Source organism: Promicromonospora aerolata (assembly GCF_042682255.1).
Classification (GTDB): Bacteria; Actinomycetota; Actinomycetes; order Actinomycetales; family Cellulomonadaceae; genus Promicromonospora; species Promicromonospora aerolata.
On sequence record NZ_JBHUHF010000001.1, the window covers coordinates 376,402 to 390,540 of the forward strand.

The window sequence follows — 14,139 nt, forward strand, 5'->3', positions numbered from 1 at the left end:
CTCGCCGAGACGTCAGCCTCGGGAGTCCTCCGCTGCCTTCACGACCTGCTCGAGCCACGAGCGACGGGCAGCGACCGCCGCCTCCAGCTCGGACACCTTGCGCTTGTCACCCTTGGTCCGGGCCGCCTCGAGGTCCGCCTCGAGACCCGCGATCGCCGCCTCGAGCTGCGCCGCGGCACCCTCGGCACGCGCCCGCGTCTCCGGGTTGCTGCGCTTCCACTGCGCCTGGTCGGCGTCGCGGACGGCGGTCTCGACAGCTCGCAGCCGGCCCTCGACACGCTGGATGTCGCCACGCGGGACCTTGCCCGCCTCCTCCCAGCGCTCCTGGATGGAACGCAGCGCGGCCTTGGCCTTGTTCAGGTCCTTGACCGGCACCAGAGCCTCGGCCTCGACGAGCAGCTCCTCCTTGACCTTCAGGTTCTCGCCGTACTCCGCGTCGATGACCGCGTTCTCGGCGTCCCGTGCCTGGAAGAACCGGTCCTGTGCGGCCCGGAACCGAGCCCACAGCGCGTCGTCGTCCTTGCGGGACGCACGGCCTGCCGCCTTCCAGCGCGTCATGAGGTCGCGGTACGCACCCGCCGTGTATCCCCAGTCCGTGCTGTTGGACAGCGCCTCCGCCTCGGAGACCAGCTTCTCCTTCTCGATCTTGGCGGCGCTGTTGCGCTGCTCCAGGTCGGCGAAGAAGTGCCGGCGCTCGCGGTCGAACGCGGTGCGGGCGTGGCTGAACCGCTTCCAGAGCGACTCCTCCGTGGGGCGGTCGATGCGCGGACCGGAACGCTGGGCGTCCTTCCACCGGTCGAGCAGCGTACGCAGCTCCTCGCCCGCGGGGCGCCACTGCATCTTGCTCGGGTCGGTCGCCGCGATCTTCTCGGCGGCCTCCACGATCGAGGTGCGCGCGGCGACGGCCTCCGCCTTCGCCGCGGAACGCGCCTCCTCGAGCACGGCCCGGCGCTCGGCGGCACGCCCACGCAGCGCCTCGACCCGGCCACGCAGGGCGTCCAGGTCACCGACGGCGGCCGGCTCGGCCGTCTCGTCGCGCAGCTTCTGGAGCGTCTGGTCGATCTCCCGCACCGACAGGTCCGCGCTGTCCAGGCGCGCCTCGAACAGGCCGACCTTCGCGGCCAGGTCGAGGTACCGGCGCACGTACAGCGCCAGTGCCTCCTCCGTGGTGACACCCGGGAACTGACCGACGACGCGTTCGCCCGCACTCTCACGGACGTACACGTTGCCCTCGGAGTCCACGCGGCCGAACTTCTCCGCCTCGGCGTGCGCGGCGGCGTCGGCCGCCACCGGCACCACCGGCGCAGGCGCCGCCGCGGGGGCGGACTGCGTCGCAGGCGCCGACGGCACACCCGGCCGGGGCGGACGTGGCCTCGCCAGCGCGGCCGGCGACGGGATCGCGGACGGCTTCGGTGTCGCAGGCTTGGGCCCTGGCGCCGGTGCCTTCTCGGCAGTCGCTGCGGCGTCGGCCACCGTTGCCGGAGCTTCCTCGGTTGCTGGAGCTTCCTCGGTCGCCGGAGCATCCTCGGTCGCGACCGCAGCGGGCTGAGCTTCCTCGCTCGCGGCTGCTGTCGCGGGGGCCTCGGCTGCCGGTGCCTCCGTGGGAGCCGCCTCGGCTGCTGCAGGCTCCTCGGTGGGAGCCGCCTCGACAGTGGGCGCCTCGGCGACAGGGGTCTCGGCGGCCGGTGCCTCCTCCGTCGGTGACTCCTCCGTCGGTGCCTCGCTGTCGGCGGCCTCGGTCTCAGCCGGTGCCTCCGCCGTCGGAGTCTCGTCAGCGGGGGTCTCCGCCGGGGCGGCTTCGTCCGTCGGAGTCTCCGCTGCGGGGGTCTCCTCGACGACCGGCTCCTCCGCGGGTGCCTCGGGAGCCGCCTCCACGGTCTCCTCCGGTGCCTCCACCTCGGCTGCCTCGGCCACCTCAGCGGTCTCCGGTGCCTCGGTCGCCTCACTCACCGCCTCTGCGGGAGATTCGGCTGCGGTCGGAGTCTCGGCCACTGGCTCGGCGGGCGCGTCCTGCTGGACGGGCTCGGACGAGCGAGATGTGGGTTCGCTCACTGGGTCTCAACTCCTTCGATGGTGACCGGGGTGGCGGGCGCAACAGATGCGCCGCCCGCCGTTCCCGCGTCAGCGACTGCCCGGACGAAGTCCAGGCCGGATGTGATCGTGCCGAAGACCGTGTACCCGCCGGCTGTGTCGGAGGGGATGGTCGATTCCTCGTAGACGAGGAAGAACTGGGAGCCCATGGACTCCGCGTCGTCGCCGCGGCGTGCCATCGCGACCGTGCCGGCGGGGTAGACGTCGTTCTCCGGGGCGTTCTCGATCGGGCCGAAGCTGTAGCCCGGGCCGCCGGAGCCGGTGAACGTCGGGTCGCCGCACTGGAGCACGAAGATGCCCTCGGTGACGAGGCGGTGGCAGCCGGTGCCGTCGAAGTAGCCGTCCTGGGCGAGTGTGACGAAGCTGGCGACCGCCTGCGGGGCGCTCTTGCCGTCGAGCTCCAGGACGATGTCGGCCTCGGTGTCGCCGGAGCAGGCCTGCAGCGTGACGGTCCAGGTGCGGTCCTCGGCGACCGACGGGTCGGCGAGCTTGTAGTCGTCCCGTGCCTCCTCGACGCCCGCCGGGCAGGCCCCGGCCGCGTCGTCGTCCGCGGCGGGAGCGTTGTCGTCGACGAGCGCCGCGATCACGAAGGCACCCACGAGCGCGAGCACCGTGAACAGCGCGATCAGGGTCCAGAGACGCTGTCTACGAGCGCGCTTGGCCGCCTGCCGCTGAGCCTGCTTCTCGGCCTGCTTGGCCTGCTGCGCGCGCTGTCGCTGCTTGCTGGACGCCACCGCGTTCCCTTCTCCGTGTGCTCTCGTGCTCGCCTCGACCCGGGGGGCTTGGCCCTCCTGGACCGATTCACTGCCCGGATCCGGGGCGAATCACCCCGTGCGGGGACAGTGTAGGCATCGGATGCCAGGTCATACTGTTCGAGCGGTTTCGCCGAGGGGTGAAGATGGGGTCTGCCAGCGGGAACGTGTGCCGCTAACGTGGGCGCCGTGAAGCTCCGCGTCGTGGTCGCAGCCGTGTTCGGAACCAACTGCTGCGTGGTGTCCTCCGGCACCGACTGCGTGGTGGTCGACGCGGGCGCGGGCGTGGCGGACGCCGTGGTGCGGCTGGTCGACGGCGAGGGCCTCACACCGCGCGCCGTCCTCGCCACGCACGGCCACGCCGACCACACGTGGGACGCCGGGGAGCTCTGCGCGCGGTACGAGGTCCCGATGCACCTGCACGAGGCCGACGCCTACCGGCTGGCCGACCCGTTCGGCACCCTCAGCCCGGCGTTGGAGGAGGCGCTCGGCCTGCACCGCGACGACTACCGGGCGCCCGCCGTCATCGAGCCGTTCGCCACGCCCGGCGGGTCGGCGGTGCTGACCTTCGGCCGGGTGACCCTGCACGCGCTGCATGCGCCGGGCCACACCGAGGGCTCGACGCTCTACCGCCCCGACGACGAGGTGGTCCTCACGGGTGACGTGCTGTTCGCGGGCTCGGTGGGCCGCACCGACCTGCACGGTGGTTCGGGCCAGGTGATGAGCGAGACGCTGCGTGGCGTGGTGCGTGCGCTGGACCCGGGGCTCTCCGTCGTTCCGGGGCACGGGCCCGCCACCACCGTCGCGCGCGAGCTGGCGACCAACCCGTTCCTCGCGGAGCGGTGAGCGCGCGGACGGAGCGGCAGCGCGGCGTCGGCTGTGGAAAAGCTGGGCTGAGCGGTGCTCGATCGTGGGAAGATCTGTGGCATGGCAAAGCCCACTCCTCTCTCCGGTTTCCCCGAATGGCTCCCTGACGGCCGCATCGTCGAGCAGCACGTCCTCGACACGCTGCGCCACACCTTCGAGCTGCACGGGTTCGCCGGGATCGAGACGCGGGCCGTCGAGCCGCTGGACCAGCTGCTGCGCAAGGGCGAGACCTCCAAGGAGGTCTACGTGCTGTCGCGCCTGCAGGGGGAGGACGGCGTGGAGAAGGCCGACCCGGCGGGCCGCGAGAAGCAGCTCGGGCTGCACTTCGACCTGACCGTGCCGTTCGCGCGGTACGTGCTCGAGAACGCCGGGCGCCTCGCCTTCCCGCTGCGGCGCTACCAGATCCAGAAGGTCTGGCGCGGTGAGCGCCCGCAGGACGGCCGCTTCCGCGAGTTCATCCAGGCGGACATCGACGTCGTGGGTGCCGGAGAGCTGCCCTACCACTTCGAGGTCGAGGCGCCGCTCGTCATGGCGGAGGCGCTCGGCGCGCTGCGGGAGATCGGCCTGCCCCCGGTGCGGATCCTCGTGAACAACCGCCGGGTCGCCGAGGGTTTCTACCGCGGCATCGGGCTCGGCGACGTCGAGGGCGTGCTGCGCCAGATCGACAAGCTCGACAAGGTCGGGCCGGACAAGGTCTCCGAGCTGCTCGTCACCGAGTGCGGCGCCACGGAGGACCAGGCCAAGGCCTGCCTCGCGCTCGCGGGCATCTCGGGGTCGGACGTCGGGGTGATCGCGGAGGTGCGCGCGCTCGCCGAGTCGTACGGCGCCGTGACGGAGCTGCTGGAGACCGGGCTGGGTGAGCTCGAGGCGCTGATCGGGGCCGCCGCCCGGCGCGCACCGGGCGTGGTCGTGGCAGACCTGAAGATCGCACGCGGTCTCGACTACTACACGGGCTCCGTCTACGAGACGGTGCTGGTGGGGCACGAGCAGCTCGGCTCGGTCTGCTCCGGCGGCCGCTACGACACGCTGGCCTCCGACGGCAAGAACACGTATCCCGGCGTCGGACTGTCGATCGGCGTCTCGCGCCTGGTGTCGCGCCTGCTGTCTGCCGAGCTGGTGCGGGCGACCCGGTCGGTGCCGTCCGCCGTGCTGGTGGCCGTGGCGGCGGAGGAGCAGCGGGCGGTGTCCGACGGCGTCGCTGCGGCGCTGCGGGCCCGGGGCATCCCGGTCGAGGTGGCACCGAGCGCGGCGAAGTTCGGCAAGCAGATCAAGTACGCCGACCGGCGCGGGATCCCGTTCGTCTGGTTCCCGGGCACGGTGGGCGAGGACGGCGCGGTCGGCGCCGACCAGGTCAAGGACATCCGTTCCGGCGAGCAGGTGGATGCCGACGCCGCGACGTGGGAGCCGTCCGCCGAGGACCGCTGGCCCCGGGTGGTGCCCGCGTCCTGACTCCGGTGTCCTGACCCCTGCGTTCGACGTCGTGGGCGTCGCGACTTGACGCCGATTCGAACGAGTGTTCGAATCAGGTATGCGATGGCACGGTCAGGCGATCAATCATGACGACGGGGCGCTGCCCGGGCTCGAGCTGCCCGGGTTGCGCACCGCCGGACTCCTGCGCACGGTCCGGTCGCCCGAGTTCGCGGGCGTGACCTTCCACGAGGTGCTGGCCAAGAGCGCGCTGTCGAAGGTGCCGGCGGCGTCGCAGATGCCGTTCCGCTGGACGGTCAACCCCTACCGTGGCTGCTCGCATGCCTGCAATTACTGCTTTGCCCGAATTACCCATGAATATCTTGACCTCGACGCCGGGCGCGACTTCGACTCCCAGGTCGTCGTCAAGGTCAACGCCGACCAGGTGCTCCGCGCCGAGCTCGCCAAACCCTCCTGGAAGCACGAGGCCGTCGCGCTCGGCACCAACACCGACCCCTACCAGCGGGCCGAGGGCCGCTACCAGCTCATGCCCGGCATCATCTCGGCGCTCGCGGACTCGGGCACGCCGTTCTCGATCCTCACCAAGGGCACGCTCCTGCGGCGGGACCTGCCGCTGCTGACGCAGGCCGCCGAGAAGGTCGACGTCGGGCTCGGGGTTTCCCTGGCGTTTGCCGACGAGGAACTGCAGCAGGCCGTCGAGCCCGGCACCCCGTCGCCACGCGCGCGACTCGACCTGATCCGCGCGATCCGGGCCGCCGGCCTGCCGTGCGGCGTCATGGTCGCGCCCGTGCTGCCGTGGCTCACGGATTCGCTCGCTCACCTCGAACGACTCCTCGACACCCTCGTCGACGCCGGCGCGACGGGCGTCACCGTGCTGCCCCTGCACCTGCGCCCCGGCGCCCGCGACTGGTACCTGGGCTGGCTCGAGCGGGACCACCCGCACCTGGTGGAGGGCTACGGCAGGGTCTATGCGCGCGGCGCCTACGCGCACAAGGGCTACCGCGACTGGCTCTGGGAACGGGTGCGGCCGCTGATCGACGAGCGCGGGCTGGGCGGCGCCGCCATGCACCGCTCCCGGGCCGCGGGAGCGGACGAGGACGTCCAGCACGTGGAGGGCGACTACCCACGGGGTGCCTTCAGCGGCGTGCGGGCCGACGGGGCCGGAGCTGCGTCCGTGGGCGTCGACGTCGGGAGCGAGACGCTGTTCTGAGGTACCGCCCGTGACCGCTCGAGAAACTGCGCCCGGCCAGCGTCGATCGGCCACCCCTACACACTGCACGCGACACACCGACGAAGGCTGCAGCGTGCAGGGGTCGCTGCGTGGTCGGTGCGCGGCCGAACTTTCGTTGTGCCTCCAGGGGTGGGCTGTTTCACTCGAAGCCATGACCTTGCGCTCGACGGCGTCGCGCCGAGCACGCGCGGCCCTCACCCCAGCCCTGTCCCTACTCTTCGTCGGCTCGCTGCTGGCCGTGGGCGCCGTGCCCGCCCAGTCGGCAACCACGGCAGCACCCGCGGCACCCGCAGCACCCGCGGCGGTGGGTGCAAGCACAGCGTCCGAGGCCAGCGTTCCCGGGCAGGCCGAGGACATCTCCTGGTCCTCGTGCGCGGTCGACGGCGCGGAAGCCTTCGACTGTGCCACGGTCGAGGTGCCCTCGGACTGCGACGAACCGCGGGGGCGCACCACCAGCGTCGCCGTGACCCGCCTGCCGGCCTTGGACCAGGAGAACCGCATCGGCAGCGTGCTGGTCAACTTCGGCGGCCCGGGCGGGCCGGGCGTCTCGACCCTGCACCTGCTCGGCGAGGACCTCTTCGACGCCTCGGTCCGCGAACGGTTCGACATCGTCAGCTTCGACCCTCGCGCGGTCGGCACGTCGGACCCGGCCACGTGCTTCCCGACGGCGGAGGCGGAGCAGGAGTTCCTCGGTTCCAGCCTGGCGCTCCCGCTCACGAGGGCCGAGAACGGCCGCTTCCTCGGCGAGGCGGCCGCGCTCGGTACGGCCTGCACGGTGTTCGGCGGTGACCGCATCGCGACGGCGTCCACCGCCAACGTGGCACGTGACATGGACGTGCTGCGGCAGCGGTTGGGCGACGACGAGCTCACGTATGTCGGGTACTCGTACGGCACGCTGCTCGGTGCGACGTACGCCGCGCTGTTCCCGGACAACGTGCGCGCGCTGGTCCTCGACGGCACCGTCGACCCCCGGGCCTGGACCGGGCCGGCGGACGGCGAGCTGTTCGGCACCCGACTGCGCCAGGCGGAGGCCGGCACCGAGACGTACGGCGAGTTCGTGCGGCTGTGCGCGGAGGTGGGGGAGCGGTGTGCCCTGAACGCGCTGGGGAACCCGGCCGAGGTGGTCGAGGACGTCTACGCGGCCCTCAAGGAGGAGCCCGTCGAGGTCCCGGTGGGCGACGGGGCCACGGTCGAGCTGGGCTACGCCGACGTGGTCGCCCAGGTGTTCTTCTCGATGTACGACACGGCGAGCTGGCCGGCTCTCGCCGGGCTGCTCGCCGAGCTTGCCGTCCTGACGGACGTCGCCCCGCCGTCGGCCGCCCGGACGCTCGACCAGGGCCCGTCCCTCAACGAGCTGCTCCGTCGCCTCGGATTCCTGGAGGACTACCCGTCCATCGGCGGCGGCCTGGCGAGCCTGTGCGTCGACGCCGACTTCCCCGGCCGGCCCGGGTCCTACCCGCGCAAGGTCGCGGAGCTGGACGAGCAGTACCCCCACTTCGGGCTGCTGCGCGGCTGGGTCGGTATCCACTGCGAGTTCATCGCGGCGCAGGACGAGGACGCGTACACCGGCCCGTGGGAGCAGACGACGGAGGAGCCCGTGCTCGTCATCGGCACACGGTTCGACCCCGCCACGCACTACGGGTTCACCGCGCCCTACGCCTCCCTCTGGCCGGATGCACGGATGCTCACCGTCGAGGGCTGGGGTCACACGACCGTCGGTGTGAGCGACTGCGCCGACGCGGCGATCGGGCGGTACCTCGTCACGCTGGAGGCCGACGACGGCGCCGTCTGCCACCAGGACCGGGTGCCGTTCGCGCCGGAGACGCTGCGGGACGACCCGCGGCCGGCCTTGCCCGCACCGCGGATCCCGGTGCTCCCGGGTACGGCGGCGGCGGACGCGGAGCGCTGACGTTCGCACGAGGTCTCGTGCACGCGGTCTCGGCGAGCTCGACCGGCGTGAGCGCGGTCAGGCGCGCAGCGTCTCCAGATGTTCCGCGATCCGCCCGATCGCCTCGGTGAGCACGTCGACGTCGGGCAGCGTCACCAGACGGAAGTGGTCCGGCTCCGGCCAGTTGAACCCGGTGCCGTGCGTGACCAGGATCTTCTTGTCGCGCAGCAGGCCGATCACGAACGCCTCGTCGTCCTCGATCGCGTAGACCTCGGGGTCCAGGCGCGGGAAGCAGTACAGCGCTCCACGGGGCCGCACGGACGTGACACCGGGGATGTCGTTGAGCAGCTTGTCGGCCAGCATCGACTGCTCGTAGAACCGGCCACCGGGCACGATGAGCTGATCGATCGACTGGTAGCCGCCGAGCGCCGTCTGGATGGCGTGCTGGGCCGGGACGTTGGCGCACATGCGCATGTTCGCGACGAGGGTGAGGCCTTCGATGAAGTCGGCGGCACGGTGCCGGGGGCCGGAGATCATGGCCCAGCCGGACCGGTAGCCGCAGATCCGGTACGCCTTGGACAGGCCGCTGAACGTGATGCACAGGACGTCGTCGCCGGCGTAGGTGGCGGTGTGGTGGTGCGTGGCATCGTCGAACAGGATCTTCTCGTAGATCTCGTCGCTCAGGAGCACCAGGTCGTGCTTGCGTGCCAGCTCCGCGAGCCCTCGCACGGTGGCCTCGCTGTAGACGGCACCGGTGGGGTTGTTCGGGTTGATGATCACCAGGGCCCGGGTGGCCGGCGTGATCAGCGACTCGATGTCCTCCAGGTCCGGGTTCCAGCCGTTGGCCTCGTCGCAGCGGTAGTGCACGGGCGTGCCGCCCTGAAGGCTCACCGCTCCGGTCCACAGCGGGTAGTCCGGTGCGGGGACGAGCACCTCGTCGCCGTCGTCGATCAGGGCCTGCAGTACCAGGCTGATCATCTCGGACACGCCGTTGCCGATGTAGACGTCGTCCACGTGCGTGTCCAGGCCGTGCGACTGGTAGTAGTGCGCCACGGCGGTGCGCGCCGAGTAGATCCCGCGGCTGTCGCTGTAGCCCTGCGCCTCCGGGAGGTGGTGGATCATGTCCGCGAGGACCGCCTCGGGCGCCTCGAACCCGAACGGCGCGGGGTTGCCGATGTTCAGCTTGAGGATCTTGTGACCCTCGGCCTCCAGCCGGTACGCCTCCTCGAGGATGGGGCCACGGACGTCGTAGCGGACCGACTTCAGCTTGCGGCTCTGCCTGATCTCTCGCACGAGCACATGGTCTCAGACCGCGGGGCTGCGGGCGGGCGGGTCACCCCTCCGCGAGACGGGCAGGGAACCCGCCCGTCGCGATCGGGCCCCAGCGCTCGATCGTGATCCGCACTATCGACTTGCCCTGCTCGACCATGGCCGCGCGGTACTCGTCCCAGTCGGGGTGCTCCTTGCCGGCGGCGGCGCGGAAGTAGTCGACCAGTGGTTCGACGGACTCGGGGACGTCCAGCACCTCGGCGGTGCCGTCCACCTGGACCCACGCCTCGTTGAAGCCCTCGCCGAGCGCCATGAACGACGCGGCGGGCCGCTGCTTCAGGTTCCGCACCTTGGCGCGCTCCGGGTACGTCGAGACGACGACGCGCCCCTGGGGGTCCACGCCGTACGTGACGGGGCTGAGTTGGGGGGCGCCGTCGGCCCGGCTGGTCACGAGGATCCCGTTGCGGCGCGAGCGGAGGAACTCCAGCAGCTCGGCACGGGTCACGGTGGTGTTGGTTGCGATCGTCCTGGCCATGCGCGGCAGACTACGCCAGTCCCGCAGGGAACCCGTGGCGACGGTTCGCCAGGGGTTCCGCGACGGTCAGACGTCGGCCCGGCTCGGTGCCGCGGGAGCGGGCGATTCGGGACCTGGCTCGTCAGGGCCGGGCTCCGGCGGAGCGTCGGCAGGCATGTTCTCGCTCGGCCGGCCGAGGATCCACTCCGTGGAGAACAGGACCTTGTCGGTCAGGCGCAGCATCTCGTCGCGGATCCCGACGTGCGGGGTCGAGAACGCGAGGCGTGCCACCGACTGCTTGCCGGGCGCCTCCGCCCAGTAGTCGATCAGGAGCAGCGGGACGTCCTGGCCGCCGACCTCCTCGGAACCGTGCGTGAGCCGGATGTGGCGCAGGAACGGGCCCGACAGGGTCTCGGTACGCGTCAGCGCGTCGTCCGGACCGGGGTTGGCGCCGAGCCGGTCCTGGATGCGCTGGAGGTGGCTCGCGCTCCCCGCCTCGGGGCCCAGATCGTGCCAGTACAGCGTCACGTTCAGCGCGAGCGTGGCTTCCTGGCCCGGCAGGAGCAGGTACGCCATCGCCTTGCCGCCGGCGGCCTCGGCCTTGTCGGCCACCTCGATCATCTTCTCGCGCAGGTCACGGCGCAGGGGTGCGGAACGGTCGCCCAGCTTCGCCGTCTGCTGCTTGACGATCTCGCGGATCTGGCGCTCGCGCTGCTCGGGCTCGTCGAGCTCGATGATGGCCCAGTGGTCGGGCAGGTTCATCTCGATGCCGATGCCGCGGAACCCGCCGGGCTCGTCCACGGTGCCGAGCGCGTGCAGGGCCTCGCCGCTGATGCCGGCGCCCGTCTCGTCGAACAGCCCGGTCGGGTCGTCGGCGGGTGCCTGCGGGTCGAGGAGGGCAAGGAACTCGGCGGCCCCGAAGGTCATGGGGCTGGGTCCCGCCGCGTCGATGACCACCTGCTCGAGCGCGTCGCCGTGCCGAGTGACGAACGGGGCCAGCGACTCACGCCGGCGCAGGCTGAACGCCCGGTCCGGGGCGTCTCCCAGAAACTCGCCCAGGGTCTGCGTCGACGAGAACAGGCACAGCTGGTGGGGCCTGGCCGCGCCTTCTGGAGCAGGGAATGCCTGCACCTGGGGCGTGCCGTCCCCGCGGTCGAGGATCGGCACGACGACGGCGTCGTCCCGCAGCGCCTCGCCGACGGCGGCGCGGTCACCCGCCGCGAGGGCCCTGGCGAGCGCGGGAGAGCCGACGTCGGACTGCGGGTCAACGGTGCCTGAGGGCTGCTGGCCCTCCGGTGCGGCTGGCCTCTCCGGGGACGGTTGGTCGGTCATCCGTGGTGACTCCATGTGTGCTGAAGGACAGGAAGGTCCGAGGTAGGTCGAGGTCAGACCGGCTCGAGCAGCGCGGACAGCTTGCCGATCCGGCCGTCCGAGTCGAACTCGACATGCAGGTAGCGCTGGTTCGCCTCGTACCTCACGAAGCCGGCCCCCGTACGTTCCGGGGCTCCGAAGAAGTCTTCGACCTCGGCGCGGGTGGCGGTCGGCGGCAGGCCGTCGATCAGGGCTGCCGGCCTCGGATACACGCCGTAACCGGGGTCTTGCGCGTCAGGCTGCATCCGCACGATGGCTGATGCGAGCACGCCATCCTCGAAGAGCAGGTCCGTGCCGGCCGGCTTGAAGATGAAGTAGGTCGACTTCTCGCTTCCCCAGTCGAACTCCTCGGTCTCCATGCCGGGGCCGACCAGGGCAATCGCCTCAAGGATCCGACCATCACCTTGCGGTAGGCCCAGCACGTCCAGCATCACGGCCATCTCACCTGTGACGGTCACCATCAGATCCCTCGCTCCTTGTTGGCCGTGCGCATCTTCTCGATTGCCGCGGCCACGTCCTCAGGCTTGTAGCCGGCTTCGATCAGGTTCTTGCTCTGCGTGGCATAGTCCCGTTCGGCCGCCGCGCTCAGGTCCGCCGCGTCGGTGCCGATCCGGTCCTGAGTATTCTTCCCCCTCCACGTGTCCCCCTTGGCGTGCACTTCCTTCGGGACCTCGATCGTCAGACCCTGCTCGTGGATGTCCTTCGCCTCCTGCGGCGTCAGCTTGCGGCCGAGCTCCTGCTCCTTGGCCTTCTTCAGTGCTGCCGACGACGGGATGTGGTCGTGCTCCAGGTTGTCGCCGACCTTCTCGGCCTTTTTCAGGTCACTGTATGTTCCGACGTCAAGCGGCTTGACGTGGCTGGCGTTGTGCACGAGGACGGGCGTGTCGCCGGCGTGGACGTAGAAGTTGTGGTGCGTCTCGACGTGGAAGTTGTAGACCGTCTCCGCCTGGGCGTCGCTCCGCTGCTCGGTCTCGATCGCCTCGACCGGAACCGTGGTCCCGTCGTCCGTGACGAGCAGGTCGCCGGCCCTGAGGAACGCGGCGTCGGTCCAGCCGCGCCCGTGCACCATGAACGGGTGCTCCGCCGTCGTCGAGACGACGGCGCCCGCGAGGGTGAGGTGGAACAGCTCGGTGGTGGTGCGGACGAACGTCTCCACGACCAGCTGCAGCTCGTCCCGCCCGGTGGCCAGGTCGTGCGCCCAGACCTTGTCGCCCACCGCGATGGTCTCGATCGGCCGGGGGCCGTCCGGGGTGCGGATGAGGGTCCCGGCGACGAAGCACTGACCGAACCCGAACTTGCAGTTCTTGCCCGACCGCAACGTGCCCTTGCTGATGCCCTTGGCGATCCCGGTCGCGGCCTTCGCCGCCGCACCCAGCCCGATCAACGACAGCGCGGCACCCGCGATCGCGAGCCCGGCGTCGGCCCAGGACCGTTCACCCGTCGCCGCGAGCGTGATGTTCGCGACCGCACTGACTATCGCCGCCACTGCCGCGATGACGATGAGCACCCCCGCCAGGGCGGTGCCGACGACGGGGATGAACGCGACGATGATCGCGAGGATCCCCGCGATGGTGGAGATCATGTCGGCGATGTCCGCGATCGCGGCGACGAGCTTGGAACCCCAGTTGTCCCACCACCCGTCATTGAGATCATCCGAAGAGGTGATCTCCTCGATCTGGTCCATCGCATGCCCGGCGGCCCGGTCCCGGTCCGAGACCGCGGACTCCACCGTCGACCGCGCCGAGGAGAGCACCCCGGCGGCCTGGTCCGCATCCCCACCGGCCTGCTGGGCCTTCTGCTGATACTCGGCCTTCTCGCTCGCGTCCGTCGCGCCGTCGGCCAGGTCCTGCCACCGGTCCTTCGACCCCGCAGCCGCCTGCGCCGCGTCCTGCGCCTCCCGGGCCCGGTCCAACGCCGTGAGCGTCTCGGACTGCACCCGCTCCAACGATGACGCGTACCCGACCAGCGCATCGCCCGCCGCGACATACCTCGAGTGCGCCTTACGGATCTCACCGATGGTGTCTTCCTTCGCCGCCATCAACGAGTCCACCGCCTGCGAGATCGTCCCGTCCACATCCAGGCGACTCATCGACGACGCGGCGTTGTCGATCGAGCGGGCAACCTCCTGATACTCCTGCCCACCCGCCAGCACCAGCACCGGATCGCCCGGCGTCGGATCCGCATCCAACCCGACGGGCGACCAATCAGACGGCCTCACGCGCCGTCGCCCGAAATGCCCTTGGCCAGCTCGCCATCGACCTGCGTGAACGCGTCAGCCACCTGGGTCGAGGCGTCCGCGAGCTTGCGCAGGTTGTCCGTCATCTTGCCGCGCGTGTCGTCCCACTTGTGCGCGAAGTCCCGTACCACGCCGGACAAGCCCTCGTGCCCCACGGCCTCCGCGATCCGGTCGCTGTTCGCGTTCGCGTTCTCGAACTCGTTCGCCACCGTCGTCAGGCTCGAACCCAGCTCCCGCACCGCATCCAGATCCACCTTCAGATCAGCCATCGCACACCGCCCTTTTCGCCGTCAGCCACCGTCTGATCAGGGAGGATACTGGGCGCTCGCGCGGCGGGCCATGGGTTTAGGTACCCATGGCCACTGGCCGTGCGGCGTTACCTGCTGCACGATCGGCAGGGCGAGCGTTGGCCCAGCTGCCGACCGCCCCACGTGGCGTCACGCACTAGACTCGGCGGCGCGCCCCCGAGGCGCTCGCACGTCGTCGCACCGC

The 14,139-nt window shown here is 71.1% G+C and carries 12 protein-coding genes; 4 read left to right on the forward strand and 8 right to left on the reverse strand.

Annotation, left to right across the window (positions count from 1 at the left end; all coding sequences use genetic code 11):
- Positions 1-12 precede the first annotated feature (12 nt).
- Both ACFSL2_RS01720 and ACFSL2_RS01725 read right to left on the reverse strand, forming a co-directional pair.
- A complete protein-coding gene (locus tag ACFSL2_RS01720; RefSeq protein WP_377196172.1) occupies positions 13-2,052 on the reverse strand; it encodes a DUF349 domain-containing protein in 2,040 nt (679 codons plus the stop codon).
- Positions 2,049-2,825 carry a peptidylprolyl isomerase gene (locus tag ACFSL2_RS01725; RefSeq protein ID WP_377196173.1) on the reverse strand — a complete coding sequence of 259 codons (777 nt, stop codon included), beginning with the start codon at positions 2,823-2,825 and terminating at the stop codon, positions 2,049-2,051. Before ACFSL2_RS01725 ends, ACFSL2_RS01720 begins: the two co-directional genes overlap by 4 nt.
- Before the next feature lie 207 nt (positions 2,826-3,032).
- On the opposite strand from ACFSL2_RS01725, the gene ACFSL2_RS01730 reads away from it, so the two are divergent.
- The 4 genes from ACFSL2_RS01730 (at position 3,033) to ACFSL2_RS01745 (ending at position 8,278) form a co-directional block, all read left to right on the forward strand.
- Positions 3,033-3,689 (forward strand): MBL fold metallo-hydrolase, encoded by a 657-nt coding sequence (locus ACFSL2_RS01730; RefSeq protein ID WP_377196174.1) that lies wholly within the window; start codon positions 3,033-3,035, stop codon positions 3,687-3,689.
- Between the two features lie 81 nt (positions 3,690-3,770).
- The gene (gene hisS, locus ACFSL2_RS01735; protein WP_377196175.1) at positions 3,771-5,159 is read left to right on the forward strand and encodes a histidine--tRNA ligase; all 1,389 of its coding nucleotides are present in this window, start codon (positions 3,771-3,773) and stop codon (positions 5,157-5,159) included.
- A 79-nt stretch (positions 5,160-5,238) separates the two neighbouring features.
- Positions 5,239-6,348: an Rv2578c family radical SAM protein gene (locus ACFSL2_RS01740; protein WP_377196176.1), complete on the forward strand. Its 1,110-nt coding sequence runs from the start codon at positions 5,239-5,241 to the stop codon at positions 6,346-6,348.
- A 172-nt stretch (positions 6,349-6,520) separates the two neighbouring features.
- On the forward strand, positions 6,521-8,278 hold the full coding sequence (locus ACFSL2_RS01745) for an alpha/beta fold hydrolase (protein WP_377196177.1): 1,758 nt from the start codon (positions 6,521-6,523) through the stop codon (positions 8,276-8,278).
- 57 nt (positions 8,279-8,335) lie between these two features.
- Here the strand turns inward: ACFSL2_RS01745 and ACFSL2_RS01750 are convergent, their stop codons facing one another.
- The 6 genes from ACFSL2_RS01750 to ACFSL2_RS01775 all read right to left on the reverse strand — a co-directional run bounded on the left by ACFSL2_RS01750 (position 8,336) and on the right by ACFSL2_RS01775 (position 13,916).
- On the reverse strand, positions 8,336-9,550 hold the full coding sequence (locus tag ACFSL2_RS01750) for a pyridoxal phosphate-dependent aminotransferase (RefSeq protein WP_377196178.1): 1,215 nt from the start codon (positions 9,548-9,550) through the stop codon (positions 8,336-8,338).
- A gap of 40 nt (positions 9,551-9,590) precedes the next feature.
- Positions 9,591-10,061, reverse strand: a complete 471-nt coding sequence (locus tag ACFSL2_RS01755; protein ID WP_377196179.1) for a PPOX class F420-dependent oxidoreductase — start codon at positions 10,059-10,061, stop codon at positions 9,591-9,593.
- A gap of 66 nt (positions 10,062-10,127) precedes the next feature.
- Positions 10,128-11,372: an SseB family protein gene (locus ACFSL2_RS01760; protein WP_377196180.1), complete on the reverse strand. Its 1,245-nt coding sequence runs from the start codon at positions 11,370-11,372 to the stop codon at positions 10,128-10,130.
- 53 nt (positions 11,373-11,425) lie between these two features.
- Positions 11,426-11,872 (reverse strand): hypothetical protein, encoded by a 447-nt coding sequence (locus ACFSL2_RS01765; RefSeq protein ID WP_377196181.1) that lies wholly within the window; start codon positions 11,870-11,872, stop codon positions 11,426-11,428.
- Positions 11,872-13,629: a polymorphic toxin-type HINT domain-containing protein gene (locus ACFSL2_RS01770; RefSeq protein ID WP_377196182.1), complete on the reverse strand. Its 1,758-nt coding sequence runs from the start codon at positions 13,627-13,629 to the stop codon at positions 11,872-11,874. The genes ACFSL2_RS01765 and ACFSL2_RS01770 overlap by 1 nt, the downstream gene beginning before the upstream one ends.
- Positions 13,626-13,916 carry a hypothetical protein gene (locus ACFSL2_RS01775; RefSeq protein ID WP_377196183.1) on the reverse strand — a complete coding sequence of 97 codons (291 nt, stop codon included), beginning with the start codon at positions 13,914-13,916 and terminating at the stop codon, positions 13,626-13,628. Before ACFSL2_RS01775 ends, ACFSL2_RS01770 begins: the two co-directional genes overlap by 4 nt.
- Between the last annotated feature and the right edge of the window lie 223 nt (positions 13,917-14,139).

What these genes read in the sequence shown, in the direction of transcription:
- ACFSL2_RS01745 (WP_377196177.1), top strand. Translation starts at nt 6,521, where the DNA reads ATGACCTTGCGCTCGACGGCGTCGCGCCGAGCACGCGCGGCCCTCACC.
- ACFSL2_RS01775 (WP_377196183.1), bottom strand. Translation starts at nt 13,916, where the DNA reads ATGGCTGATCTGAAGGTGGATCTGGATGCGGTGCGGGAGCTGGGTTCG.
- hisS (WP_377196175.1), top strand. Translation starts at nt 3,771, where the DNA reads ATGGCAAAGCCCACTCCTCTCTCCGGTTTCCCCGAATGGCTCCCTGAC.
- ACFSL2_RS01765 (WP_377196181.1), bottom strand. Translation starts at nt 11,872, where the DNA reads ATGGTGACCGTCACAGGTGAGATGGCCGTGATGCTGGACGTGCTGGGC.
- ACFSL2_RS01760 (WP_377196180.1), bottom strand. Translation starts at nt 11,372, where the DNA reads ATGACCGACCAACCGTCCCCGGAGAGGCCAGCCGCACCGGAGGGCCAG.
- ACFSL2_RS01755 (WP_377196179.1), bottom strand. Translation starts at nt 10,061, where the DNA reads ATGGCCAGGACGATCGCAACCAACACCACCGTGACCCGTGCCGAGCTG.
- ACFSL2_RS01740 (WP_377196176.1), top strand. Translation starts at nt 5,239, where the DNA reads ATGCGATGGCACGGTCAGGCGATCAATCATGACGACGGGGCGCTGCCC.